The sequence below is a fragment of the Phocaeicola sp. GP0067 genome (assembly GCF_031119655.1).
Lineage (GTDB): Bacteria > Bacteroidota > Bacteroidia > Bacteroidales > Bacteroidaceae > Phocaeicola > Phocaeicola vulgatus.
Genome location: NZ_JAVHZY010000028.1, coordinates 1 through 25143, shown reverse-complemented (window position 1 = coordinate 25143; position 25143 = coordinate 1). Strand labels below are relative to the sequence as shown.

General features: G+C 39.8%; 20 protein-coding genes and 1 tRNA gene. 4 read left to right on the top strand and 17 right to left on the bottom strand.

The window, feature by feature from the left end; translation table 11 throughout:
- Positions 1 to 2 precede the first annotated feature (2 nt).
- From RE317_RS17355 to RE317_RS17345, 3 genes are all read left to right on the top strand, one after another.
- Positions 3 to 689 carry a TrkA family potassium uptake protein gene (locus RE317_RS17355; RefSeq protein WP_005841775.1) on the top strand — a complete coding sequence of 229 codons (687 nt, stop codon included), beginning with the start codon at positions 3 to 5 and terminating at the stop codon, positions 687 to 689.
- Between the two features lie 214 nt (positions 690 to 903).
- The gene (locus RE317_RS17350; RefSeq protein ID WP_005841778.1) at positions 904 to 1473 is read left to right on the top strand and encodes a DUF4738 domain-containing protein; all 570 of its coding nucleotides are present in this window, start codon (positions 904 to 906) and stop codon (positions 1471 to 1473) included.
- A 92-nt stretch (positions 1474 to 1565) separates the two neighbouring features.
- Positions 1566 to 2006: a PepSY-like domain-containing protein gene (locus RE317_RS17345; protein WP_005848318.1), complete on the top strand. Its 441-nt coding sequence runs from the start codon at positions 1566 to 1568 to the stop codon at positions 2004 to 2006.
- Between the two features lie 179 nt (positions 2007 to 2185).
- On the opposite strand, the gene RE317_RS17340 is transcribed toward RE317_RS17345, so the two are convergent.
- The 7 genes from RE317_RS17340 to RE317_RS17310 form a co-directional block, all read right to left on the bottom strand.
- Positions 2186 to 3394, bottom strand: coding sequence for an L-serine ammonia-lyase (locus RE317_RS17340; protein WP_005841782.1), 1209 nt, complete (start codon positions 3392 to 3394; stop codon positions 2186 to 2188).
- Positions 3395 to 3543: 149 nt separating this feature from the next.
- A complete protein-coding gene (locus tag RE317_RS17335) occupies positions 3544 to 4707 on the bottom strand; it encodes a metallophosphoesterase (RefSeq protein WP_008670976.1) in 1164 nt (387 codons plus the stop codon).
- Positions 4708 to 4727: 20 nt separating this feature from the next.
- Positions 4728 to 6176 (bottom strand): RagB/SusD family nutrient uptake outer membrane protein, encoded by a 1449-nt coding sequence (locus RE317_RS17330; RefSeq protein ID WP_005841786.1) that lies wholly within the window; start codon positions 6174 to 6176, stop codon positions 4728 to 4730.
- Positions 6177 to 6195: 19 nt separating this feature from the next.
- Positions 6196 to 9549, bottom strand: a complete 3354-nt coding sequence (locus RE317_RS17325; RefSeq protein ID WP_117695288.1) for a TonB-dependent receptor — start codon at positions 9547 to 9549, stop codon at positions 6196 to 6198.
- A gap of 15 nt (positions 9550 to 9564) precedes the next feature.
- On the bottom strand, positions 9565 to 10734 hold the full coding sequence (locus tag RE317_RS17320; RefSeq protein ID WP_117695290.1) for a FecR family protein: 1170 nt from the start codon (positions 10732 to 10734) through the stop codon (positions 9565 to 9567).
- Positions 10735 to 10837: 103 nt separating this feature from the next.
- On the bottom strand, positions 10838 to 11389 hold the full coding sequence (locus tag RE317_RS17315) for an RNA polymerase sigma-70 factor (protein ID WP_005841792.1): 552 nt from the start codon (positions 11387 to 11389) through the stop codon (positions 10838 to 10840).
- Between the two features lie 79 nt (positions 11390 to 11468).
- Positions 11469 to 13973 carry an endonuclease MutS2 gene (locus tag RE317_RS17310; RefSeq protein ID WP_117695292.1) on the bottom strand — a complete coding sequence of 835 codons (2505 nt, stop codon included), beginning with the start codon at positions 13971 to 13973 and terminating at the stop codon, positions 11469 to 11471.
- Between the two features lie 146 nt (positions 13974 to 14119).
- Between RE317_RS17310 and RE317_RS17305 the strand changes: the two genes are divergently transcribed.
- Positions 14120 to 14204: transfer RNA gene (locus tag RE317_RS17305), tRNA-Ser, on the top strand.
- A gap of 123 nt (positions 14205 to 14327) precedes the next feature.
- On the opposite strand, the gene RE317_RS17300 is transcribed toward RE317_RS17305, so the two are convergent.
- From RE317_RS17300 to RE317_RS17255, 10 genes are all read right to left on the bottom strand, one after another.
- On the bottom strand, positions 14328 to 15764 hold the full coding sequence (locus RE317_RS17300) for a hypothetical protein (RefSeq protein ID WP_133302557.1): 1437 nt from the start codon (positions 15762 to 15764) through the stop codon (positions 14328 to 14330).
- A 44-nt stretch (positions 15765 to 15808) separates the two neighbouring features.
- The gene (locus tag RE317_RS17295) at positions 15809 to 16477 is read right to left on the bottom strand and encodes a hypothetical protein (RefSeq protein ID WP_133302556.1); all 669 of its coding nucleotides are present in this window, start codon (positions 16475 to 16477) and stop codon (positions 15809 to 15811) included.
- 156 nt (positions 16478 to 16633) lie between these two features.
- Positions 16634 to 18037: a mobilization protein gene (locus RE317_RS17290; protein WP_117652900.1), complete on the bottom strand. Its 1404-nt coding sequence runs from the start codon at positions 18035 to 18037 to the stop codon at positions 16634 to 16636.
- Between the two features lie 214 nt (positions 18038 to 18251).
- A complete protein-coding gene (locus RE317_RS17285) occupies positions 18252 to 19208 on the bottom strand; it encodes a toprim domain-containing protein (RefSeq protein ID WP_117652899.1) in 957 nt (318 codons plus the stop codon).
- Between the two features lie 212 nt (positions 19209 to 19420).
- Positions 19421 to 20497, bottom strand: a complete 1077-nt coding sequence (locus tag RE317_RS17280; RefSeq protein WP_117652904.1) for an AAA family ATPase — start codon at positions 20495 to 20497, stop codon at positions 19421 to 19423.
- A 14-nt stretch (positions 20498 to 20511) separates the two neighbouring features.
- Positions 20512 to 20820 carry a DUF3853 family protein gene (locus RE317_RS17275; RefSeq protein WP_009121544.1) on the bottom strand — a complete coding sequence of 103 codons (309 nt, stop codon included), beginning with the start codon at positions 20818 to 20820 and terminating at the stop codon, positions 20512 to 20514.
- A gap of 223 nt (positions 20821 to 21043) precedes the next feature.
- Positions 21044 to 22081: a hypothetical protein gene (locus tag RE317_RS17270; protein WP_117652898.1), complete on the bottom strand. Its 1038-nt coding sequence runs from the start codon at positions 22079 to 22081 to the stop codon at positions 21044 to 21046.
- Positions 22082 to 22092: 11 nt separating this feature from the next.
- A complete protein-coding gene (locus RE317_RS17265; protein ID WP_117652897.1) occupies positions 22093 to 23382 on the bottom strand; it encodes a YhcG family protein in 1290 nt (429 codons plus the stop codon).
- 65 nt (positions 23383 to 23447) lie between these two features.
- Positions 23448 to 24728, bottom strand: coding sequence for a site-specific integrase (locus RE317_RS17260; RefSeq protein WP_117652896.1), 1281 nt, complete (start codon positions 24726 to 24728; stop codon positions 23448 to 23450).
- A 242-nt stretch (positions 24729 to 24970) separates the two neighbouring features.
- Positions 24971 to 25081: a DUF4099 domain-containing protein gene (locus RE317_RS17255; RefSeq protein WP_259321095.1), complete on the bottom strand. Its 111-nt coding sequence runs from the start codon at positions 25079 to 25081 to the stop codon at positions 24971 to 24973.
- Positions 25082 to 25143 lie beyond the last annotated feature (62 nt).

Below are 25143 nucleotides of genomic sequence, written 5' to 3'. Positions count from 1 at the left end.
TTATGAAATACATTATTATTGGTTTAGGAAATTACGGCGGAGTGTTGGCCGAAGAGCTTTCCGTATTGGGACATGAGGTGATAGGAGTGGATACAAACGAGCATCGTGTGGATGTGTTGAAGGACAAAATCGCGACTTCTTTTATTATTGATGCTACGGACGAACAATCGCTCAGTGTGCTGCCACTGAAAGATGTGGATGTGGTTATTGTTGCTATCGGCGAGAATTTTGGTGCTTCTGTGCGTGTGGTGGCACTGCTGAAAAAGAAAGGAGTGAAACATATCTATGCCCGTGCGGTAGATGATGTGCATAAGACCGTGCTTGAGGCTTTTAATTTAGATAGTATTCTGACACCGGAGAAAGAAGCGGCACGGAGCTTGGTTCAGTTGTTGGATTTACACGTCAATGTGGAGTCTTTTCAGATTGACGAGGAACATTATGTGATGAAGTTCAAACTTCCTTCTTGTTTTGTAGGCTATAAGGTGAGTGATCTGTCATTAGAAACGGAATTCAATATAAAAATCATTGCATTGATAAAAGGGGAGAAAGTGCTGAACGGTTTGGGTATTTCGATATTGGAGCATCAGGTGGAGAATCATTTTGAGGAAAATTATGAGTTGGAGGAGGAAGATCAGTTGGTCTGCTATGGGCTTTATAAGAATTTTATGGATTTTTGGAAGGCGTTGTAGCAGGAATGCCTTTCAAAGAAAGAATATTTTTTTCTAAGTGAGATTAAACCTTTTCTTTTGGGTTTAGTCTAACTTAATAAATAATTTAGTTTAGTTTTTAGTTTTCTCTGAAGGCCGGCCAATGTGATATTGCCCGGTTTTCGCTTTTTATGGAGGTTTTCTTGTGAGTGTCCGTTACTTTTTGTTACTTTGTCACCTAGAAATCGAGATTTAGATGAAACAGATATATTTTTTATTTGTCGTTTTGCTGGTTGTAATGACCGCTTGCGGAGGTAAGAAAGAGGCTTCCGTTGATGCAGAACAATTGATGTTCCAAATAGACAGTGTGGATCATGTGACAGGTTTGCAGCGTATGCAGGTTTCACGTATTGACCAGCATATTGTCAGTGGCGGAAAAAAATATAATTTGTTTATAGAGCGTGCTCCCAGTGATTCTCTGCCTTCAGTCAAAAGTGACTTGGGAATTTTTGCCGACAATCGTATTATCGTTAGAATTTCCCGTGAAAATGGGAGCCGGGTCTTTGCCAAAACTTTTACCAAGCAAAGTTTCTCTGGATTCGTAAGTGCTGATCATCTCCGTCATTTTATATTGGAGGGCGTGGTATTTGATGAAGAGAAGACCCGTGAGGGAAAAAATATCATATTGGCTGCCAGTGTGAGTTATCCTCAGACAGATTTGTATATTCCTTTCTCCATCACTATTACTCCTGAAGGAAAAATGAGCATATCTAAAAATGAGGATATGGAGGAGCTTCCTCCCATGTTGGGAGACAGCCTTAATTAAATCTAAAATACAGGAATAATTTTTCGCGTCATAATCTTTTTAGGCGGTTAGTTGTTGGTATGGCATTAACTAACTAAAGAATAAATTAGATTATGAGAAAGATTTTATTTTTAATGGCTATGCTGGTATGCTCTCTTCAGTTCGCCATGGCAGGCGATGTTGTGACCCGCGATGTGAATAAGCTTCCTGTTGCCGCACGTGAAATGATCGGCAAACATTTCTCTCAGACTAAAGTTGCGTATATCAAGATTGAAAAGGACTTGTTTCAGACCACTTCCTATGATGTGAAATTGGCCGATGGCATTGAATTGGAGTTCAATTCAAAGGGAGAGTGGCTTGAGATAGATTGCAAGAACAAGTCGGTTCCTTCTACTTTTATCCCTCAGGCTATTTCCAAGTATATGAAAGCTAATTATAACGGGCATAAAACGGTGAAGATAGAACGTAACCGCAAGGGATATGAACTGACATTGGAAAATGGATTGGAAGTAGACTTCGATCAGTTTGGAGGATTCTTGAAGTTGAGCGATTAAAAAAGATTTTTTCTGTAATAGGGGAACTATCTCTCCTTATAGTAATGATGCCATAAGAGGGTGTATCAGAAATAAATTGAACTATCTTTTTATTATCAGCGTTGAAAAAGATAGTTGCAACGAATTTTGATTCACCCTCTTATGTATTATAAATACAGTTCTCGGTCTTTGCCCTGTTATTAATCCATCGGCTCGTAATCCTTTGCCAGACCGCCTTCGCTGGTTTCCTTATATAAGGAAGGAAGGTCATGACCGGTCTGTTTCATTACTTCCACCACTTTGTCAAAGGATACACGGTGATTACCGTCTGTAAAGGCAGAATAGATATTGGCATCAAGAGCTCGGGCCGCTGCATAGGCATTTCTTTCGATACAAGGGATTTGTACCAATCCGCATACCGGATCGCAAGTCATTCCCAAGTGATGCTCCAAGCCCATTTCGGCTGCATACTCTATCTGGGCCGGGCTACCTCCGAATAATTGGCTGGCAGCGGCGGATGCCATTGAACAGGCCACTCCTACTTCTGCCTGGCAACCGGCTTCGGCTCCGGAAATGGAGGCGTTGTGTTTTACTATATTTCCTATCAATCCGGCAGTAGCCAGTGCTCTTAAAATCCGCATATCGCTGAAGTCACGGCTTTTTTGCAAGTGATAAAGTACAGCCGGAACCACTCCGCATGATCCGCAAGTAGGGGCTGTGACGATTTTGCCACCTGAGGCGTTTTCTTCACTGACTGCCAGAGCGTATGAGAATACTAACCCGCGGGAACGCAGATTGTCCTTATAACCTTTTGCCTTAATATAGTAAGTGGAGGCTTTTCTGCGCAGATTGAGTGGCCCGGGTAATACGCCTTCTTGATCCAAACCACGCTCAATGGCTTCTCTCATGGTTTTCCATACTTCTGCCAGATAGTCCCAAATGTCTTCGTCTTCACATTGCTGGACGTATTCCCAGTAATTGCGTCCGGTACGTTCACACCAGTAGAGGATTTCACTCATACGGTTCATATCATAGATTTCCGGAGTTGAGCCTTTGTCGTGCCCTTCTTCGGCTAGAGCACCTCCGCCTACACTGAAAACAGTCCATTCATCTGTCACCTTTCCTTTTTCATTCAAAGATTTGAAAGTCATTCCATTGGGATGAAACGGATAGAAGACATGGGCTTTCCAGATAATTTCTGTAGGCGCATGCGGTTGCAATGTATCTAAAATGGCTACATCGGTCATGTGTCCTTTACCGGTAGCGGCGAGGCTTCCATAAAGAGTAACTTGAAAAGCTTTGGCTTCGGGATGTTTTCCTAAGAAGATTTCAGCAGCCTTGCGCGGTCCCATAGTATGACTGCTGGACGGACCGGTGCCGATGCGGTATAGTTCTCGGATAGATTTCATTTCGTTTTATAAGGTTAGTTATTATGAGGAACAAAGGTATAAAATAAAAGGGGGAAAGTAGCAAAAAAGGAAAAGAAAAACTCTCTTGACAAATAGGAAAGTTGTCAGGAGAGTTTGGAAAACCACCGGTAGGATTTGGTGTATTGTCTTTATTCTAATTGTCTTTGTATACCTTTGTCACCGACGACAAAATACTGATTATTTTTAATCAGCATGGCACGTCCGCGCTTTTTTTCCCGGTTTTCTTTATTGTCCACATTTACTCCGATAACCTTGCCGTTATAGAAAGTGGAAATATCTTTGAAAATGGTATGTCCCACAATAATATGTTTTGCCTTATAACGGTCCATAATCATTTCTAGGGAGTCTTTTGCCAGCGGATTGTATTTGCCATCGGTGCGTACCAGTCCGCGATACCAGATGGGACCGCTGTTTCCATACAGGAAGGCTGTGAGTGGAGAAAGCGCTTTGCGTTCTTTTTTCGTCATAAATAGCCCTTTACTCATTTCTTCATTGACAGTGGGAATGCTCAAGTTCTTGTCATAGAAGTCTTTGCCCAGTCCGGCATGTACATATAGGTCGTTACCTATCATTTGCATGGTGTTACGGGTTCCCAACCATCTGCCCAGTTCGGTATCGGGACCGAATAGCCGGGGGTACTTCATCTTTAGTTTTTCTGCTAATATTTTATATTTTTCTTTGGTGTATCGGAGGTCATTGGCCAGTACCATCGGTTCATGATTTCCCAGCATGAACGATACGTGTCCTCCGGCTTTGGCTGCTTCCTCTTCCAGTTTGTAAAATAGCCAGAAGATTTGCGGTACATCTTTTCCTCTGTCAAAAATATCACCGATAATCATCAGATGGTTTTTCCCGAAGCTCCATTTGTAGTCTTTATCAATGATATGATTGCCTTGTAACAGGCTGATTACACAGTCCAGCCTTCCATGAGGGTCGGACATGACAAAAACTTTGTCTGCCTGGGGATAATTCCATCCGGGACGTTTTACCGGGTGTAGTTTTACATCAAATGGAAACCTGCCTTTGTGGTCTGTCACATGCAGGGTAAAGTTTTGAGGTAATGTGGTATAAGTGGTATCAATGATATTCCCTTTCTTATCTACATTGATTACTCTGATTTGGCCGTCAGGCTGATACAATACGTATGGACCGTCGGCTGTTAATTCTTCTTTTTTCTCTTTGTCTTTCTTCTTGTCTTTGAAATCAAGAGTTCCGGCACTAAGGCCGGAACTGATGAATGCGAGGGTAAATGCAAGAAGAAAGTAGTTGATAAAATTAGTCTTGCTTGTCATCGATTTGGTATTTGAATTATTTAATCGACATATCCTGGATTCTGTTTCATATTAGGATTTGCGTCCATTTCTTTTTTGGGAATAGGAAGTAGAATTTTATGGAAATTCCAGTCATATTCCATGTAAGCAGTATTATGTTTGGTTTTGTTTATATCACTGTCTTTCACATCGATTCGTTTGACAGTCATTCCATTTCTGATAACATCGTACATACGATGTCCTTCTGCTACCAATTCTTTACGACGTTCGTCTAATACATTTTCTAATGTTAATGTTTTTCCTTCCACTGAATTTTCCGGATTAGCTCGTTGTACTATGGAATTCAAATATTTCACTGCTTTGGCATTATCTCCTGTCTGTACGGCCGCTTCAGCAGCATTCAGATAGGCTTCTGAAAGGCGTATAAGCGGAATATTGGCATCGGTTATGTTTTCTCCTTGCTGAGGTTGGTATTTATTGACGTATGCGTAGTACTTTTTGTCAAAACTCAAGATTTTCAACCGGACGTCTTTGGGATCTTTCTTTAATAATTGATAAAAAGAGCAAGTAATACACATATCGTCATAACCGTTGTATGAGTTCAGATATCCCATGCTTTCTTTGCCCGGACTGTCTGTAGTCAGATTGACAATTTCGAATAATATTTCACCAGGATTGGATGCTGATGCGTCATTGCCCCATGCGGTTGGATATTCTTCGTTTGTCCAAAGAGCGTAGCCTTCTTTTTCTGCACCCTTTATTGCATTTTCAGCCATGGTCAATGCTTCATTGTATTCTCCTTTATATAAATATACTCGGCTCAACAATGTCATAGCAGCCCATCTGTTTACTTTTCCTTTATTAAAATCACCGCTCAGCAGCTCTGTACTGTTTTTGAGGTCGGAAATAATTTCCGTATAACATTCGGCTACTGTATTTCGTGCGGGTTTACTGTCTATAGTTGATAACTCTTTCACAATGGGCACGCCTAATGAAGCTCCGTTATCTTTTAGGTAGGGATAACCAAAAATACGTGTCAGGTCGAATAGTGCCATACCACGGATGGCTAATGCCTGGCCTTTCAAATCATTTTTATATTCGGTTTCATCTTCATCTATAGATAGTTTATCAACATTCATTAGAATCAGATTACAGTTCTGGATAATAGAGTACAGATATGACCAATGACTGCTGGGACCATTGTCTTTAGTAAAATTGAAACGGTAATAATTACCGGTTCGTTTCGTTGAACTTACAGCCTGCATGTCATCTCCAGTTACATCTCCATAATATACCAGACGGCCGGAGTATGCATCTGAACTTTGCATTGTGCTGTAGATTCCGTTCAATGTGAATTCAATATCTGACAAAACATTGATACTGGTTTCTGTATCCACTTGTGTGGAGGGGGCTAGATCTAGCCAGTCATTTCCGCACGAAGTGACGGCAAACATAATGGAACTGATAAATAAATATTTAAATACTTTCATAATTCAAGTTTTTAATGGGTTAGAAATTAACGCTTAGACCAAAGGTTACAGTCTTCAAAGGAGGAGTCCCCCAGATGGCACTACCACCACTGACAGCTTCAGGATCATAATAATCATAAGCAGCCCATGTCCAAAGGTTGTTTGCGGAAGCATATACACGTACATTGTTAACTCCTATTTTTTGTGTCCATACTTGGGGCAGAGTTATTCCAAAAGTTAATGTTTTCAGGCGGATGAAGTCAGAACTGTGTAACCTGCGAGTAGTAGTGGATTTGTTCATCGCTACATCAGGACTTTCAATAAATAGTTCATATTTTGTGATATCACCAGGTTGTTTCCAACTATCGCGATAATAGGTTGGTATATTTGCTTCTAGGTCGTTACCACCATGCTCTGTTTTTTGTGCCCAATTGTCATAAGAATAACCGCCAAATTGGTAAGAGAACATGAAGTTTAAGTCGAACCATTTATAGCGTAATGTATTTGATAAACCTCCGATAACATTAGGCTCTGCATGCTTATCTAATACAATAGCATTGGCTTCACTATATTTTTCTGTAATCTCTTTTATATAGTTGCCGTTTTCGTCCAAATCATTGGTATAGAATTGGGGAGCGCCTGTTTCGGGATTGATCCCTGCGAACTCTATCATATAAAATGTACGGTATGATTTTCCTACTTTCCGTATTTGGGTACCACTGATAATTTCTGTTTGCATGCCATCCAATGTCACAATTTCATTTTTGTTGTGCGAGATGTTGAAAGTGGTATTCCAAGAGAAATCTTTAGTCTTTATATTGGTCGAACTGATTTCCAATTCCACTCCCTTATTTTTTACTTCACCAATATTCATAAGATAGCTGCCGAAACCTGTTGTCATAGAGATAGGACGATCCATCAACAAATTTTTAGTAGTACGAGTGTAGTATTCCAAAGTTGCGTTTATACGATTGAACAAACTGAAATCCAGACCTAAGTTAAGGTTGTAATTGGTTTCCCATTTTAAATCTGTATTTTTGATTTGTGATTGGATAATACCCGGTTGTTCCAAATAACCATTGGTTAAACTACTCAAACCCATATATCCGAAATAGTCAGATGGAAGTGTGCCATTGACACCATAAGATGCGCGTATTTTCAAATCGGTCAGCCAACCTTTGGCCGGATTCATGAATTCCTCTTCAATCATACGCCATGCGGCAGATACTGACCAGAAACTACCCCAACGGCTGTCTTTATGCAAACGGGAACTACCGTCAGTACGGAAACTACCACCTAGATAATATTTATTTTTATAGTCATAGTTTACACGTGTCAGATAAGATACCATGCGGGTTCTGGTAGAGCTGCCACCAACGGATTCGGTTTTCATACCATTGCTTATTTCATCTTTGTCTGCTGTAGCGAAATTAGTTGCATACCCTGACAGATAGTCACGATATTGGTCATCAATTTCATAACCTACCAATGCGTCAAAATGGTGATCGTTGGCTATATTAAACTTATAACTCAGTTGGTTTGCCCATACCATTTTCTTGTATTCGTAGAATTTTTTGCTCATGCCGCCATTTACATCCTCACCATTGGAAGTGCGGGGATCACTCCAATCCTTGCCTTTAGTGTTGGTGTAGTCATAGCTGAATGTTGATTTGAATTTTAAGTTTTTAATAAATTCATATTCGCCATAAATAGTGTTGAAAGCACGATTAACATATTCACGTTGATAGTCGTAAGTTGCAGATAATAGTGGATTACGATCACCGTTGCGGATAAAATCGCGGTTCCAGCTTCCATCTTCATTGTATGGTGTGTCTGAGGGGACAACAGCGTTACGTGATGAATAGAAAGGAGAAGTGTAGGAGGTACCTTCACCATATACATCTTGATTAACGGTAGCAAATAACATATTTGCCCCTAATTTTAATTTATCAGTTGCTTGATAATCTACATTTAAACGTCCGCTGATACGTTCTAAACCGGAGTTGATAGCAATACCTTCTTGTTTTAGGTAAGAGATAGATGAATAATATTTGAATTTGTCTGTTCCACCAGAAATGGAGGCTTCATAAGTCTGGTGATTTCCTTTTTTGAACATGATATCATCCCAATCGACATATCCACACCAAGGAACAGGAGCATAATCGTCAATATTTTCATTAGCATATGCTATGGCTTCGTCGTGACTATTTCCGTCTCTTAACGCACCGGCTACTAGACCGTTATAAATATATTCGCGGCGTTCTTCTCCCCCCATAACAGGACGATAATCCATTGCGAAATCAGAACTACCCCAATCTGCTTTGAATGAAATTTGTGGCTTTCCACTTTTACCTTTTTTAGTAGTAATAAGTACTACACCATTGGCAGCACGTGAACCGTAGAGAGAGGCGGCAGCGGCATCTTTAATGATTGTTATGTTTTCAATATCAGAGCTATTGATAGTTGACATAATGTCAAGACCTGCATCTGAACTCATCGTATTGATAGAACCTGAACGCATAGGAATTCCGTCAATTACGTATAATGGAGAATTACTGGCATTAAAAGATCCCATACCGCGAATATTCAAAGAGGAAGAAGCTCCTGGTTGACCTGACGATGAACTGAATTGTACCCCGGGTGCATTACCTTGTAGTAAATCTTTGAATGAAACAGCCGGAATATCTTTCATTTTATCAGCCTTCATAGTAGAAGCAGACCCTGCGTATGCCGACTTCTTGAAAGTACCATAACCGGTAACAACCACTTCTTCCATAACATTATTATCAGGAGCCATGACTACTTTCAGTATCTTTCCGGCAGTGGCTTTTATTTCCTGCTTGCCATAACCTATATAGGAGATAATCAAAGTGGCAGGTATACGGTCTACATCTAATGAGAAGTGCCCGTCCAAATCTGTAGTAGTTCCATTCGTAGTACCTTTGACTAAGATATTCGCTCCAATAATAGGTTCTCCCGTCTCATCCAGTACTGTACCGGTTAATGTTGTTTTCTGTTGAGGAACAGCAGACTCTTTTTCTTCAATTTGCTTGATAGCAATAACGCCGTTGTGAACTGAATAGGTCAAACCGCTATTCATAAGACATTTATCAAGCACATTGGCTATTTTTTCGTTATTTACATTTAGGTTTTGGACTTTTATTTGTTTTACATCATTGGTGCTGTATACAAAAGTAAAGTCGGTTTGTCTTTGGATTTCCCAAAGAATTTCACTCAACGTGGCATTCTTGAATGAGGCTGTGACAGTGGCTTGTGCAAACACTTTGTTGGCAGCCTGCATAAAACCTGTGGTAATGATACAGAAAAATAGGAACGTAATCCACAAACGTTTACTACTTTTACCGTGATTGGTGTAGTTGTGTTTTTTGTCCATAATACATCATTTTTATTAGTTATAGAATGTGATTGTTTTGTTATTGACTTTTACGTGTACTTTTTGAGTCTCTTCCAACAAACGTACAAATGGAGTGATTTCCGAATACCGATCTACATTGCATCCAAAGCGTAGGTCTTTTATTTTCTCATTGGCAAAAATTACTTCCATGTCATACCAGCGTGATAGTATTTTCATGATATCTTCCAATCGCTGGTCTTTGAAATGAATTTTTCCTTTTATCCATGAAGTATAAAATCCGGCATCTACCATGCGTATCTGTATGCTGCTGTTTCCGAGGCTGATGGTAGCTTGCTGGGAAGGCTTTAAAATACAGCTTTCTCCAGTTTCTGTATTTACTTTGACAGAACCGTTTACCAAAGTTGTCTGATACTCTTCCTGTGGATAAGCAGAGATGTTGAATGTGGTTCCCAACACTTCTACTTGCATGCCTTGAGTGCATACTATAAATGGTTGCCCTGTTTTGCAGACTTCAAAATAGGCCTCGCCTTCCAGTTCCACTTTGCGTGGACCGTTATCAAATGTCACAGGAAAGCGGAGACTGGTCATTGCGTTCAGATGCACTTTTGTTCCATCACTTAACAATAGAGCATATTCTCCACCTCGTGGAGTTTCCACTTTATTATATACAGGCTTGTTTTTTGGGGCTGTTTTTGATGTTACTTGGTAATTCAGCATTGTAGAGTCCATGTGGACTCGGGCTCCGTCTATTTTCTCAAGCAGACTCTCTGTTTCTTTATTTATATGGATTGTCTGGCCGTCCTCCAATGTCAGAATAGCTTGGGATTCCCCAGGTAGAATGGATTGTGCGATGAACTGTTTGTCCGAAAGAGAAACGGGCGAGGTGAATTTCATGGAAATACTTACAAAAAGGACAGGTAACAGAATGATTGCGGCATAACTTACTATTTTGATATATCTGCTTCTGTTATTATTTCTTTTGATTCGCTTTTCCACTTCTTTCCATCCGGATGAAGGATTGAATGCCGTATTTTTCCGGAAATGTTGCTTTTGGTTTTCTTCATCACAAATTTTCTTGAATAAAATCTCGTGCGCTGTAGATTCTTCTCTCCAAGCAGTTAGTTTTATTGTTTCTTCCGGGGTTATTTCTTCCGACAGATACCTTGCTATGAGGTTGGCTATATAGAAATCTTGTTTTATCATATTTTGACCTGTTTTTTATCTCTTTTATAATAAAACAGGTCTGTTTGAAATTTGGGTGAATAATAAAACGACTTTTTTTGAAAAAAAACAAATTAATGTCTTTTTATATAAAGAACAAGAGGAAGTAATAGTAGTCTTTCAAATTCTCTCTGAGTTTCTTGTAGGCTATTTTCTTTAATGTATGGACTGTTTCTGTAGATATGTTTAGTCTGTCTGCTATTTCTGCGTTTTTTTTCCCTTCCAGAGATAGTTGCATAATGGCTTTCATTTGGTCAGGTAATTTATTTATGGCTTCAGAAACGATACGATAAGTTTCCTCTTCAACGATTGCATCGTGAAAAAAGGAATCCTTTTTCTTTTCGATGACATTTTGAGCGTATTCATATACTACTTTTGAATGCTCCAGTTCATTGAGTGCTTTATTGCGTACAGCTGTATATAAAAATGCTTTTACCTGATGCAGATAAAAAAAATCTTCTCTTATTTGCCATAGTTTGGCAAATGAATCTTGTACAATATCTGCTGAAGTTTCTTGGTTTTCTGTATATTGATTGGCAAATAAGCATAGAGTTACATAATATTTATTGAAAATATCATGAAACCCTTGCTCATTAAGCTTAATACTTATAGTTGTATGAGAAGTTCCCGCTGCCACCTTTGCTTTTAATTTTCTCTAATTTTAGTGCGAATATAGAGAAAATTAATTAAAAACAGCCTCTTATTCTATTAAAATATTATTTTAAGTCTACTACAGTAATACCTGCCCCACCAAATTGTACGTGTTCGTCTTGATAGTGTGCTACTCCTGGAACACTTCCCAAATAGCTGCGAATCAGGGTGCGCAGTATGCCTGTACCTGTTCCGTGAAGGATACGTACACGGTCTATTCCCAATAGTATGGCATCATCGATAAAATAAGTTACTGCCTGTATCGCTTCATCGCCACGCATACCGCGTACATCAATATCTTGTTTGAAATTTAGTTTCTTTTCATATACCCGATCTTGTGTTTCACTGCTGACGAAGGTACTTTTTACCATTGTTTTCTGGGTGGGCTGTATTGGTGTGCTACGTTCCAGCTTATCCAGTTTTACATTGGTTTTTATCATTCCGAACATAACTATTGCATTTTTGCCATTAATTCCTAGTACTTCTCCGACACTGGATTGACCTTTGATCTTTACAGTGCTACCTACAGTGATAGGCTGTTCTTTGGGTATTGACAGTTGGGAAGATTCCGTCTTGGCTTTATCCTTTTTGTTTTTTTTCCGCTCTTGTTTTTCACGGAGTTTTTCCATTTTCCGGATGATTTCATCTTCCTTGTTCTTTTTCTCGATATCTTCTATCTGATTTTTAAAATCAGTCAGTTCCTGACGTGCCGATTGTGTACGTTCTTTGTCGGCTTGTGCTTCCTTGATGATACGGATGGTATTTTCAATTCGGGCATTTGATTCCTGTATCAATCTTTCCGCATCTTCTTTGGCCTTTCGCAAAATCTCTTTACGACTTTTCTCCAGTTCCTGTAGTTCTTCTTCGTATTTGGCGATGGTTTCTTCCATCTGTTTTTCTCGTTTGCGGATGTTCTGACGCTTGGTTTCCCAATAACGTTTGTCACGTACGATATCTTGTAGATATTTATCAGCATTGATATATTCACTCCCTACAATTTCGGATGCGTCGGCTATTACTTCTTCCGGTAAACCTATTTTCCTAGCTATTTCTACTGCAAATGAACTTCCCGGATTTCCTATTTGTAATTGGAATAAAGCTTGCATTAAATGCCTGTCATATAACATGGCACCATTAACCACTCCTTCGTGATCTTCGGCAAAATGTTTCAAATTTTGATAATGAGTGGTGATAACGCCGAATGTGCCCTTTTCATTGAAACGTTTCAACACAGCTTCAGCTATGGCTCCTCCAATTTGTGGTTCTGTACCTCCGCCGAATTCATCAATGAGGATAAGGCTGCGTTCGTTACAGCTTTTCATCATTGTTTTCATGTTGGTAAGGTGTGAGGAGTAGGTACTCAGATCGTCTTCGATACTTTGTTCGTCACCTATGTCTATAAAGATACTGCCGAATAATCCGGCATGGCTACGTTCATGCATCGGAACCGGCATACCACATTGTAACATATATTGTAGTAATCCCACAGTCTTCAGACAAACGGATTTACCTCCGGCATTCGGTCCGGATATAATTAGAATGCGTTGATTTTTAGTTAGTTCTATATCTAGAGGAACAACCTTTTTATTATGCTTGGCCAGCGAGAGTTGCAATAGTGGGTGTATGGCCATGGTCCAGTCCAAAATCTGTTTGTCTTCCAATGATGGTTTGGTGGCGTTCGTCTGAATGGAAAAATGGGCTTTGGCACGGATGAAATCAATTTCTGCCAAAAATTCGTATGACTGGAGGATGGCGGGGACCTGTGGGCGGATTATGATAGAGAAATCTGTCAGGATACGGATGATTTCCCGGCGTTCTTCTCCTTCCAATTCCCGTATTCTATTGTTTGCTTCCACTACTTCGGCCGGTTCTATGAAAACTGTTTTGCCGGTGGATGATTCATCGTGTACAATTCCCTTGATTTTCCGTTTTAATCCCGGTGCGACAGGGATGACGAGTCTTCCGTCACGCATGGTAGGAGTTACATCTTTATCAACATAACCTTCTGCTTGAGCGTTGCGTAGAATTGCATTCAAACTGCGTGATATGCTTCCGGCTGTCGAGGCCAACTCTCTGCGGATGCGTAATAATTCGGAAGAAGCATTGTCTTTGATTTTTCCGAATTTGTCTAAGATGTTGTTAATACGCGTGATGAGTTGAGGAAACACGATAATATCTCCTGCCAGTTTTTGTAGGGCAGGGTAGGGGGAGTTTTCTTGTTCTTCGTCATTCGGGGTCAGTGTCAGAAAATGGATGATATCACGAATTGTTTCTAAAGAACGACGTAAATCAAACAGTTCTTGCTCATCCAAATACATACCTTCTACGCGGATACGTTTTAGTGATGGGCGTACATCAAAAAAATATTGGTCGGGAAAACTGTCTTCCTCTTGTATGATGCGTATGAATTCCATCACCTGTTCCAGCCATTCATTAATATCCTTAAAGGATTCTGAGAAGTTCATTTCATCTACTCTTTCTTGACCTAATGTGCTGAGACATTTCTCTTTTAGTAAATGACGGATGGAATCGAAACCTATTTTCTGTTCGAAATTCTGAGGGTATATCATGATTTATTTCTTTCGTTTATTATTCGTATGCAAAAATACGATTTGAAAATTTTATAGCAAAAAAACTGGTAAACTATTTGCTTATTTAAAATAAAGTCGTACCTTTGCAGCGCTTTCAACAGAAAGTACTTCTGAAAAGGAGTCTTGGAGAGGTGGCAGAGTGGTCGATTGCGGCGGTCTTGAAAATCGTTGTACTGCGAGGTACCCGGGGTTCGAATCCCTGTCTCTCCGCAATAAACATTGAAAATCAATAGTTTACAAGAATTGCACCCAGCTTTACACCCGATAATGTGAAGTTGGGTGTTTTTGATAAAAATTAATGTTTATATATTAAACTGTTAAAGTTTTGAATATCTAATTGTTACTGGTGAATTTAGTGAATTCTTCGGGTTTATGAAGATAGTAATCCATAATAGCGCAAACTAATTTGTGAAAAGATGTTTTTCTAAGTTCAGTAGATCCTAAATCTGTTCTGTTACATGCCAAACCTCCAATATAATCATCATCATATATTTCAAAATAAGAATACCCTATCGAATTAGAATCATTTTTTGATTGGTAAAAGGTTAATTTTATTTGTAGCAGTTCATTTATTTTCTGTATTAATGCCATATTTGGTCTAAAATCCGAAAGTAAAGGAAATGTAAAAGATAATTCTTTCCACTCTTTGTCATCTCGTCCAACTCTAGTTATGCCATCTTGAAAATGCGTTGCATCCATATTTGAAAAGAAACTGAAAATTTGAATTAACTCTTTACTTGGAATTAATTTTTCAACAAAATTGATTTTGGAAGTTAATGAAAGGCCTTCTATTGGTACTGCTATCAGATACTCTTGTTTTGCAAGATTATCATTATAGTTTTTTATAATGCCTAAATAGAGCAGGCAAGAAATGTATTCTTTTAAAGAACCATATGTTCTTTGTTGGGAAATATATGGGAGTTCTGAATATATTGTTTTGGTCTGTATGTCATATTTTAGATTAATATTTAGGATGGAATTTATTAGATTTGCTATATAGAAATTTATATATTCTCCCATTCTAGCTCCAAATCTGATAATTTTATTGCCATTTATATTTTTTATTTCCATGCTGTATATAATATTCAGTGCATCGGATTTGTTAAAACGATGAACATTAGAGGTATAATTGTTTCTTTGTGGCAATGTTTTTTCAATGTAGTTGAAATTAACCAGATTTATGGGTTTTTGATACTTTACATATTCAATCAACAAAGGAATAGTCTTCTGAAATAGATACTTCATTGTTAGAGCTTTAGATTTATCATATTCGCCCCATGGCTCTTTCCGAATGAGATCATTTGATGTGAATATGTGATTGATATGTTGTTCATTCTCATGATTATAAATCTCTACTGAAATTTCATAACTATATGATAATTCAAGATCGTCTCGACCATAACGATAACCGTATGAGTGATGTTGCTGAGAAATTCTTAGTACTTTGATGGAATTGATTATTATGTGGTCAATTTTAATCGGTCTATAGTCTTTTGTCTTTTTTATAATATCAAAATAACCAATTTCGCATTCTGTCCATATTCGTTCTTGGAGGAAAGGGATATTTATAAATGGGAAAATGGTTGAACGAGTATTTTTTAATCTACATATAGGATTTTCACAATAGCATGAGTTATAATCTTTATGTACTATTTTTCTTAGTTTGCACCATTGGCACGTTGAAATGCAAGTGGAATTAGGAAATTCTACTGTTTCTATTTCATTTAGCTTATCTGCTCTAATTATATCGCAATCATTAATAAGTATCATGTCTTTAATAGGGGTATTCAAGATGTATACTAAAATAGCTGTCATTAAAATAAAAAAGAATGTTTCTTATATCTTTTATACTTATATGGCATATAAATATCTAGCTCAGTAGTGATTACTCTCAATATATTGAAAGCATTCCCCCATCCATTACAAAACTCTGGACTAATTGCAATTGTTACAACATCTATTTTGGGCAGTGAGTTTTTTATCTCTTTACAAATATTCTTTATGTATTTTCTTGTGATGAATTGAGAACACTCACCATCTTCTCCTGTAAAAAAGAAATCTAAGTCAATATTAACAATCCATTGGTCTATATCTTTATGACATTCAGTGAGCCAATAATTAATATTAGTATCTAATTCCCACAAGTTAGGCTCGTATGTATTTATATGCTCAAGACTTGTGCCATTTTGATCCGTTCCATCTTTATGTGTTGCATAATAAATTTGCTGTAGAAGATTGGGGTGTAGTTTGTTAAAAGCATCAATATAATTATCATATCTAATAGCTTGGTTGTTCATGTTATCTTTTAAAGATAAGTAAAAAAAGAAATCTTTATTAATTAATTCACTCCTATTCTCTGCTATAAAATCATCGGTCAGGTTATTTAATAAATCATAGTGTCTGTCAATATGAAATAGTCCATATCTTTTGGATGTGTCTATTTTTTGTAACCAACACCAAGCAGCAGCTAAATGATTATCCATTATGTAAAATTTACCATTGTTGAACAGAAAGTTCATATTATAACAACCCGATGTTTTAAGTTCGTGGTTTTTGTATATCCAGTTCATATTATATATATTATTTTTGTCAGACAAAAATAAGAAAAAACATCCTGATACTTGCTTGATATTATCAAATTATAGCTTTAATCCTCTATTTTTTCTTGGTTCTTCTGTCGTGTGACGTAAACTTTGCCACAATTTTTCCATTTGTTCCTTGAACCAATCTCCAATTGGCTTCTTGTTTATGGTTAGCACAAGTTTACTGCTATCGGTTGGACTTTTCTCTACCTTGAAAATATCGTTCTTGATGTCAAACTTTCGTCTGTGCTCTTCGGAATAGATTTTCCCATTGCATCTGATTGCTTCTTTTTTTGTCAAAAGACTGTTTACCATATCTTTGGTAAATCCGATGGCATAGCAGAGTTTTTCCATTCTCAACATCTCTTTGAGTAAAGGAAACCAGTTGAACGCTTTTTCAAGAATGGTGTTCAATCGTGATATTTCCTTGTCTTTTGCTTCAAGTTCTTGGTTATGTATTCCTTGAAGATCTTGAATCTGTTTGCCATACTGTTCCTGCATATGCTTCATTTGGATTTTCAAACCATTAATGCTTTTATCACGTTTTGCTATTTCCTTATGCAGTTCCGAATTGCTATGCTCCAACTCTTTCAGTTTTCCACTTCCGAAAAGAGAACCGACTCCGCTTGCTATGGCGGTGGCCGCATCGGTGGCTACGCTTTTGAGCTTGTTCGTGCGTATCTCGGATTTTACCTGTTTGAGTTCTTGTTCAGCAAGAGTTACTTGCTGCTCCTTGTGCCTTTGGGTTTCCTCTATACGTTGCAGTTCGGCTTTCTGCTTCTTAATAATGAAGTCGTTCCGTTCCAGATGCTCTTTACCTGTAACAGCTTTTGCCTGCCCACGTTCCATCAGAAGTATATTGGAAGCCAGGGTTTGCATGGTTGCCATATCCTCGTCATTGAGTTTTTGGCTCTTTCCGGTTTCGTGGTTCATCCAATCGAAAACGATATGAGCGTGATAATTCGGCTTGAACCACTTTCCAGCAATTTGGAAACTCTCCCTGTCTTCGGCTTCGGGTTGTCCGCTCAGCCAATGTCCTTCATCTTTGTGCAGGAAGATTTGCAGCGGAGTAATACCCCAGCGTTGTTTGCACTCCTCGCCAAATTTACGCACATCTGCCAATGTGGTGTCTGGCCTGACGAGCAGTACACCTTCACGGATTGGCGAACATCCTGCCACTTTGATTATTTTGCCGTTCTTGCCTTTGCGTTCACGCTCTTTCTCTTGCATGGCACGACCTGTCTTTTCCTTGACCATGCATTTGATGTTATCATAGTGCGTCCGCAAGTCGGGAGTGCCGAAGCTGGGATTTATCCACTGTTCGTTGTCGACAGAGAGTTCAGAAACGATATAGATTTTGGACTTGCCGATGTTACGCATATACTCGGCAGTCCTACGGTTATGAGCCTCGCTTGATGCAATGTTGCAAGGCTTGATATGTATGCTTGATTTTGTTGCCATAGCTGTTCTGTTTTATTGTTCGCAATAGATTGTTTCTTCGCTTCCGCAGTGGGGTTCTTAGGGGTACAACCCATAAGCGGAGATTGCAAAGAGAGGGTCACTCTTTGCTCTGGGTTCTCAGGGGAGAAACGCCCTGAGTGGGTCATTAGGGCAAAGCCCTAATCCCCTCGGGAGAGCCCACAACTACGAAAGCGGAGCGTGTAGTTATAGTGGGCTATAACCGAAAGCCGTTTTTCTTTTTCGGTGACTGGCTGCGCACCCCTTTGACGGATTGGACTTGCCCTTTTCTCTCAGCCTGTTTCTGTAAGTATTCGTTCAAGTCCTTGCATCCGTTGTAAGTCTGCGAAGCGTCACGGATGTATCTGTTTCTGCCGTATTCCTTGCGGATTTGCCGGAGTGCTTCCATGCCTGCATGGTCGTTGTCGAAAAAGCAGTGAATGCGTTCGTAATTGCCCAACGAATAGAGAATCTTGTTTATATTCGATACGGAATTCAATACAATGTAGTCCTGCCCGTCCAACTCCGGATAATTCGGGCAGCTCTCCTGTCTCAATGTCAAAAAGGAGAGGTAATCCATGAACCCCTCGAATACATAACAGGTATTCCTCGCTTTCCCTGATTGTCTGATGTGGGAGATTTCCTTTGGGGCGATACAGCCCTTGAAATAGCGGTTGCGGATTTCATATCCATCCGATACATTGGGAAAGGCGATGGCAAAGTACCGCTTGCCGTTGTGGGTGAAACGGGCTTCACTACATTCTCTTTTCGCCAGTTCTGTATTTATTCCTCTACCTTGCAAGTAGGCAAGCAGGGCAGGAGATGACAGCGGAACAATCTCCAACTGTTGGAAGCTCGGCTCGGAAGAGTTTTGCTTGCCAAAAGAGAAAGATACCGGGCGCACATATGGTGTCTGTTCCGCTATCCGTTTCAAGATGTAAGGTACATGGTCGGTAGCATATAGGTGTGCAGCCAGTTCAATGATACCGCCACCTTTGCCCAAACCGAAGTCATACCATTGGTTACGTTCGGTATTTACCTTGAACGAAGCTTCTGCTTCTTCCCTTAACGGTGATTTATACCACAGGTTGATACCTTGTTGCTTGACGGGAGAATATCCCAAACTGTGCAGAAAATCTGCTATCCTGATTTGCTTGGCTGTCTGTATATCCATAAAATGATTGTTTTAGTAGTTGGTAAATTGATTCATTTTTCTTTTCGCCCGTACCTTTTTAGGAAGTACGGTCTATAACCACTTCACTAAATTCTCGTATATATAGGATACGGTAATAAAGTGAAGCGATTTAGTCCCGTTCCCCAACCACTTCACTATATTCCTAATATATACACCCCGAGAATAAAGTGAAGTGATTGCAGGGAAATGGGCTAATAGTGGAAGTCGGGCATGAAGGTGTATTTCCTGCCGTTCTCCTGCACTATCATCCGCTTGTTGCGGAGCATGGTGATGAGCGATACCGCCTTTTTATGGTTCAGTTTTACACCCACGGACATATAGGTCTTGATTAAAGCATCTTCCAGTTCCTTGTAACCATATTCCTCTTTCAGACCGAATGCGGCTTCCAATGCGATGCGGTGCTGCTGCTCGGTGATATGCCTGTAAGGGTCGAACTTCTCTTCTTCGGGTCTTCCCGGTTTCTTTGTTTCGGGTTTGTAACCTTCTATAAGTTCGGGAAGGGCTTTGTCGTTGATGCGGAACGCAAAAGGCTCAAAGTCCATTGCTCGTATGTGAATGGCTGAAACATGGCTGATGTCACCGTTGCCCTTGTCCTTTTCTACCTGCAATACGGTTTCCGCCTTGTTGTTCAACTCCGTACCGATATGCCCTCTCGCATTCTCATCCCCCTTGTTCTGATGCAGTATCGTATGGATGTGTATCTGCCTGTCGTCCGTCCACTGCATCAGTTTGGATATGATGCGTGTGGATTCACCGGGACTGTTGATGTCGTACACCATATCACGGATGCCGTCTATGATTACAAGACCAATGTCGGGAGTGTTGTAGATAGCCTGTTCTACAATCCTGATACGTTGCTCAGGCGTGTATTTTCTCAAAGCGAGAAATTCAAGGTTCTCATTGTCCCTGTCATCTGGCAAGCCGACCATCCGCAAAATGCGTGTCATGACTTTCAGGCAATGGTAAGGGCTTTGCTCTGTATCAACATAAAGCACTTTCCGCTTATCTTCCGGCAGTTCCGCCACATACCGCAACACTGTGCCGTTCTTCAATGCGGCGGCTACGATAGCCGATACATTGAATGTCTTTTTACTTTTGGCTTTGCCGATGGATGCGCTGAAATTGCCCAATGTCCCAATGACAGAACCATGTACTTTGAGGATTTCAGGTGCTTTCTCATAACTTTTCGACAGGCTCAAACGTGAGGCTTGCCAAAGGATAATGGCTTCTTCTGCCGATATGTCCTTAGTCTCTTTAATATAGTCCATAGCCATGCCTCCCGTTATTTTCGTCCTCCTGTTTTCTTCCCGGCCAGTTCAAGGGCAAGCTCCACATCTACGATAATCTTGCGTCCTATCTGGGTGATTGCCTTGTCAATCTTTCCGCTTTTCTTGATGCGGTTGGCAGTGGGCAGGCTGCACCCGAACAGTTTGGCAATGCCCAGTATTCCGTACACATACTTCCTTTCTGTGTCCGTAACGGGCTGTGGCTGCATTTCCGTTTGACCGGAAGCGTGCTTGCTTAAGAATATGAACTCTTCGCCTGTCATCTGCCAGACGGGTTTTGATAATAACTCTTGAAGATTTGTCATCGTCTAATCTATTTAGTCGTTTAACAATCAGCCCTGCGCACTGGCTGTTATTTCCGTTCTCGAACGATGCAAAATTAGGAAGGTTTGTAAGTGGTAAGGATGTGGTTGATGTAAATGGAATATCTTGTTATTTCTTTGAATATCAGACAATAAAAATACCACTCAAAAATTAGTTTGAGTGGTAAAAGTGGTTGTTTCGTAATATGTCAGGGTACATCACGGATTATCGGAATATTGCGTCCATTTCTTTGGCGAACTTCTGGTTGCTGTCACTTGGGAAATCGGAAACAGGTTCCTTGTATTTTGACTTGTAATAGTTCTCTTCAATATCCAGCATTTTGAGGATATTCTTTTTCCAATTCTCCCTGTCAAGTTTGGGCAGTTGTTCACCCATCAGGAATATCAGGTAGCAGACACGTATTTTCTCTCTCGTTTTTATTTTCAGCTTGCATTTGCCGGGGTGCAGATTCATACAAGCATAGAAATCATATTCGGAAATATTCTCGAATTGTTCTCCTACGCAGGTCGTGTAAACGAGCGAAAGCAACTCCATGTCGAAATATTCGTATTGTTCCTCTTTGGGCGCTTCTTCTTGCATATCGGGTTCGCTTGGCTTGGTTAGCTCTTCCGGTTTATCTTTAGCTACGGGAATATATTTTGCTAATATTTCCATAAAATGGAAACTCAATTTATAAATATCTCCGCAGCAGTTCTCTATATATTGGAAAGCCTCTTTTCTTGCTTGCTTTTGCAATTCATAAAGCCTGTTCAGTTCTTCTTTTTCTTTCTCATATTCAGCCTTGCAGCGTTCATATTCCTTTTCGGCTTGCTTTTCTTCTTCTGCCGTATGTTCCCTGTAACCAATAGAATCATATCTGTTATATGCCTCGTTCAAAGGCTTGTTTAGTCTTTGTGTAACCTCCAGTTGTTCCTCTATATCAATATTATATCTATCAGCGAAATGGTAGCACACACGAGAAATTATCTCATCATCAAGCAATGGATATTTTTCGTAAAGCATCATGTTTTTCTCTATCTCGGCTCTTAGACTGTCGAGAATCAGAGTGTACTGTTCTTTCTGCTTGTCAAGTACCAATTCAAGGATAGCGGCTTCAAAAACTTTTGTGTCATTGTATTGCTTGTAGAAGTTCGTGATGAATTTCTGCTTGTCAAAAGAAAAAGTATGGCTTACAATAAAGTCACTGTATATTCGGTTGAGTTCACCGTATTGGGGAATCATAATCAGTATTTCTCCTGCCATATATCTTGGGTTTATGGATTTTTGTCTTTATCAAGAAAGGAAGCCAGTTCTTCTTCCACTTCTTCTATACTTGGCAGAGCCGATTTTAAGTTTTCAGGTATAGCCTTGCTCAGTTGGTAATCGCTGATGCCTATCGGCTGGTCATAGCCTGTCAATGCGTATTGTGCTACAACTTCGTCTTTTCCCTTGCACAGCAACAACCCGATAGTCTTGTTGTCATTCTCTCCCCTCAGTTTATCATCCACCACATTGATGTAGAAGTTCAGTTGCCCTGCATACTCCGGTTTGAATGGGGTAGCCTTTAATTCTACCACGATATATGCGTGCAGTGGAATAGAATATAATATCAGGTCTGCATAGAAATCGCTGTTTCCGACTTGGAAATGCTTCTGTCGTGCAACGAAAGCAAAGCCATTGCCCATTTCCAGCAAGTAACGGGTAACGTGCTTAACCAACTGTTCTTCTATGTCCCTTTCGTCTGCTTTCTCTTTAGTTCCAGCCAAATCAAAGATGTACGGGTCTTTCAACAGGTAATTGGCGAGGTCGCTTTGCGGTGCAGGAAGCGTGGCTGTGAAATTGTTTACCTTATTATTGCTGATTTGTCTGCTGTACAGGTTGGTTTCAATTTGTATTTTAAGAGCATTGCTGCTCCAGCCCATTTCCACAGACTGCTTCATGTACCAATAGCTTACACCTAATGGAATTGAATTGTTAAGCATTATCACATGGCTTGCCCAATTGGTTCTTGCAACAGGTGATGCCATGAATACGCTTTCTATATCCTTAATTTCCATCCGGTAAATATCAGATACGGTTCTGGCAACATTATGAATTTGCGCAAGAGGTTCTTGCGTGATTATAATTTCATTGTTATCAGTGGATTGGATTTGCGCAAGAGGCTCTTGCGTAAATTGCGCATCGTTTAAGTAGCGTACTTCGTTTGCTATTTTCTCCACACTTGGAGCTATCAACTTTGCATCCGTTTCTATGAAACTTTGCAATGCCCTCAAAGGATATGCTTTTGCAAACTGACACATATAGGTAAGGTTGCGTTCCGAATAGCCCTTCTTTTCGGGATAATTGAACCGGATAGCCTTTGCCAACTGTTTGATGGTTTTGCTTCCCCATCCGTGCAGTTGCTGATGATAGAGAATATAGTTACCCATTTTCCAGTAATGGAACAACATTTGCGCATTGGCTGCGGTAATCAGCCGTACTTGTGCCTGTTGTATTTCCGAACCGACAGCATTTATAAATGCGTCAAAGTTCGTCTTTTCTATGTTATGTCCGTTGTTGTTCATCTTATGATATTTTCAGAATACAAATATAATTCAAAGGTGGTAATCTATGAAACTAATTGATACTTTTATAGTTGATTGAACTTGTTCATTGCATTTGCCCTAATGTCATCCGCTATGTCAATATAGGGTTTCATGGCTTTGTAGTCACTGTGTCCCGTCCATTTCATAACCACCTGTGCAGGGATTCCGAGAGCCAACGCATTGCAGATGAATGTTCTTCTTCCGGCATGGGTGCTTAACAATGCGTATTTGGGCGTGATTTCATCTATGCGCTCATTTCCTTTGTAGTAGGTTTCCCGTACAGGTTCGTTGATTTCCGCCAGCTCGCCCAGTTCCTTCAAATAATCGTTCATCTTCTGATTGCTGATGACGGGCAATGCCATGTGATTCTCGAAATGAACATCCTTGTATTTTTCAAGAATGGCTTTGCTGTGGTCGTTCAGTTCGATTATCAGGCTGTCCGCAGTCTTGACTGTGGTAACTTCAATGTGGTCGGGTTTAATATCGCTTCTTTTCAAGTTACGGACATCCGAATATCGTAAACTCGTGAAACAACAGAACAGAAAGACATCCCTGATACGTTCCAAATATTGTTTGTCATGCGGTATATGATAATCTTTCAATTTGTTCAGTTCATCCCAAGTCAAGAAGATCACTTTTTTCGAGGTGGTTTTCAGTTTCGGTTTGAATGTATCGTATACAATGTTCTGATGATGTCCTTTCTTGAAGCTCCAGCGCAGGAACCATTTGAGGAATCCCATTTGCTTGCCGATGGTGCTGTTTCTCATATCCTTGGTATCACGCAGGAAATTGACGTATTCGTTCAATCCAAACTCGTCGAAATAGTTAAATGTTGCATCCTCCTTGAACTCTTTGAGGTGGTTCCTCACTGCTGCAAATTTTTCATAGGTGGATGCCGTCCAGTTATTCTGGTTACCGCACTCTTTTACAAACTCATCGAACACCTCCCAAAAGCTGACAGGGGCTTCTTCCGGCTGTTCTTCGCTGGTTTTCATTCTCATGTTGAAAGCTTCTTTCAACTGTTGGGTCGTTGGCATGACCTCCTGTACCTCGAACTCCTTGAAAATATTCTGGATTTCAGCATAGTATTTCAGCAAGTCCGTATTGATTTCGGCTGCACTTTGCTTTAGCTTGTTGGTACATCCATTCTTTACCCGCTGCTTGTCTGCATCCCATTTGGATACGTCAATCCGGTAGCCCGTTGTAAACTCGATGCGTTGGCTGGCAAAGATGACACGCATACGGATAGGTACGTTCTCTACGATTGGCACACCGTTCTTTTTCCGGCTCTCCAATGCAAAAATGATGTTACGTTTGATATTCATAATTGGGTGCGTTTGAAATTCTACACCCAAATATACACCCAATAATTGAGATAGCAAAAGACATTTAGAAAGATTTAGTTTTACTCTGTATCTTGATTAATATTTGATTATCAGTAAATTGTAATTCTATGATATTTTCTGAAAGTATAAGTTCGAGAGCCTGTCTCTCCGCTGAACGCTAAAGATAAATAGTGGAAAAGCTAAGATAAGTTCCGTAAAATCAATATTTTACGGAACTTTTTTCATTTTGTCGACAGGCAAGAAAAGGACAAGAACAGAGTCTCCTTGTCAAGGCCGAGTGCGTTCAGATCTTTCCACGGCAACTGGTGCTCATCAAACGGCTCAGCGGAAATTTCTGGTTGTTAAGTTTTAAAATTAGCTACCTTTGCTTACCTTTGTTTTATGAAACCCGAAC

What these genes read in the sequence shown, in the direction of transcription:
- RE317_RS17355 (WP_005841775.1), top strand. Translation starts at nt 3, where the DNA reads ATGAAATACATTATTATTGGTTTAGGAAATTACGGCGGAGTGTTGGCC.
- RE317_RS17350 (WP_005841778.1), top strand. Translation starts at nt 904, where the DNA reads ATGAAACAGATATATTTTTTATTTGTCGTTTTGCTGGTTGTAATGACC.
- RE317_RS17345 (WP_005848318.1), top strand. Translation starts at nt 1,566, where the DNA reads ATGAGAAAGATTTTATTTTTAATGGCTATGCTGGTATGCTCTCTTCAG.
- RE317_RS17340 (WP_005841782.1), bottom strand. Translation starts at nt 3,394, where the DNA reads ATGAAATCTATCCGAGAACTATACCGCATCGGCACCGGTCCGTCCAGC.
- RE317_RS17335 (WP_008670976.1), bottom strand. Translation starts at nt 4,707, where the DNA reads ATGACAAGCAAGACTAATTTTATCAACTACTTTCTTCTTGCATTTACC.
- RE317_RS17330 (WP_005841786.1), bottom strand. Translation starts at nt 6,176, where the DNA reads ATGAAAGTATTTAAATATTTATTTATCAGTTCCATTATGTTTGCCGTC.
- RE317_RS17325 (WP_117695288.1), bottom strand. Translation starts at nt 9,549, where the DNA reads ATGGACAAAAAACACAACTACACCAATCACGGTAAAAGTAGTAAACGT.
- RE317_RS17320 (WP_117695290.1), bottom strand. Translation starts at nt 10,734, where the DNA reads ATGATAAAACAAGATTTCTATATAGCCAACCTCATAGCAAGGTATCTG.
- RE317_RS17310 (WP_117695292.1), bottom strand. Translation starts at nt 13,973, where the DNA reads ATGATATACCCTCAGAATTTCGAACAGAAAATAGGTTTCGATTCCATC.
- RE317_RS17300 (WP_133302557.1), bottom strand. Translation starts at nt 15,764, where the DNA reads ATGATACTTATTAATGATTGCGATATAATTAGAGCAGATAAGCTAAAT.
- RE317_RS17295 (WP_133302556.1), bottom strand. Translation starts at nt 16,477, where the DNA reads ATGGATAATCATTTAGCTGCTGCTTGGTGTTGGTTACAAAAAATAGAC.
- RE317_RS17290 (WP_117652900.1), bottom strand. Translation starts at nt 18,037, where the DNA reads ATGGCAACAAAATCAAGCATACATATCAAGCCTTGCAACATTGCATCA.
- RE317_RS17285 (WP_117652899.1), bottom strand. Translation starts at nt 19,208, where the DNA reads ATGGATATACAGACAGCCAAGCAAATCAGGATAGCAGATTTTCTGCAC.
- RE317_RS17280 (WP_117652904.1), bottom strand. Translation starts at nt 20,497, where the DNA reads ATGGACTATATTAAAGAGACTAAGGACATATCGGCAGAAGAAGCCATT.
- RE317_RS17275 (WP_009121544.1), bottom strand. Translation starts at nt 20,820, where the DNA reads ATGACAAATCTTCAAGAGTTATTATCAAAACCCGTCTGGCAGATGACA.
- RE317_RS17270 (WP_117652898.1), bottom strand. Translation starts at nt 22,081, where the DNA reads ATGGCAGGAGAAATACTGATTATGATTCCCCAATACGGTGAACTCAAC.
- RE317_RS17265 (WP_117652897.1), bottom strand. Translation starts at nt 23,382, where the DNA reads ATGAACAACAACGGACATAACATAGAAAAGACGAACTTTGACGCATTT.
- RE317_RS17260 (WP_117652896.1), bottom strand. Translation starts at nt 24,728, where the DNA reads ATGAATATCAAACGTAACATCATTTTTGCATTGGAGAGCCGGAAAAAG.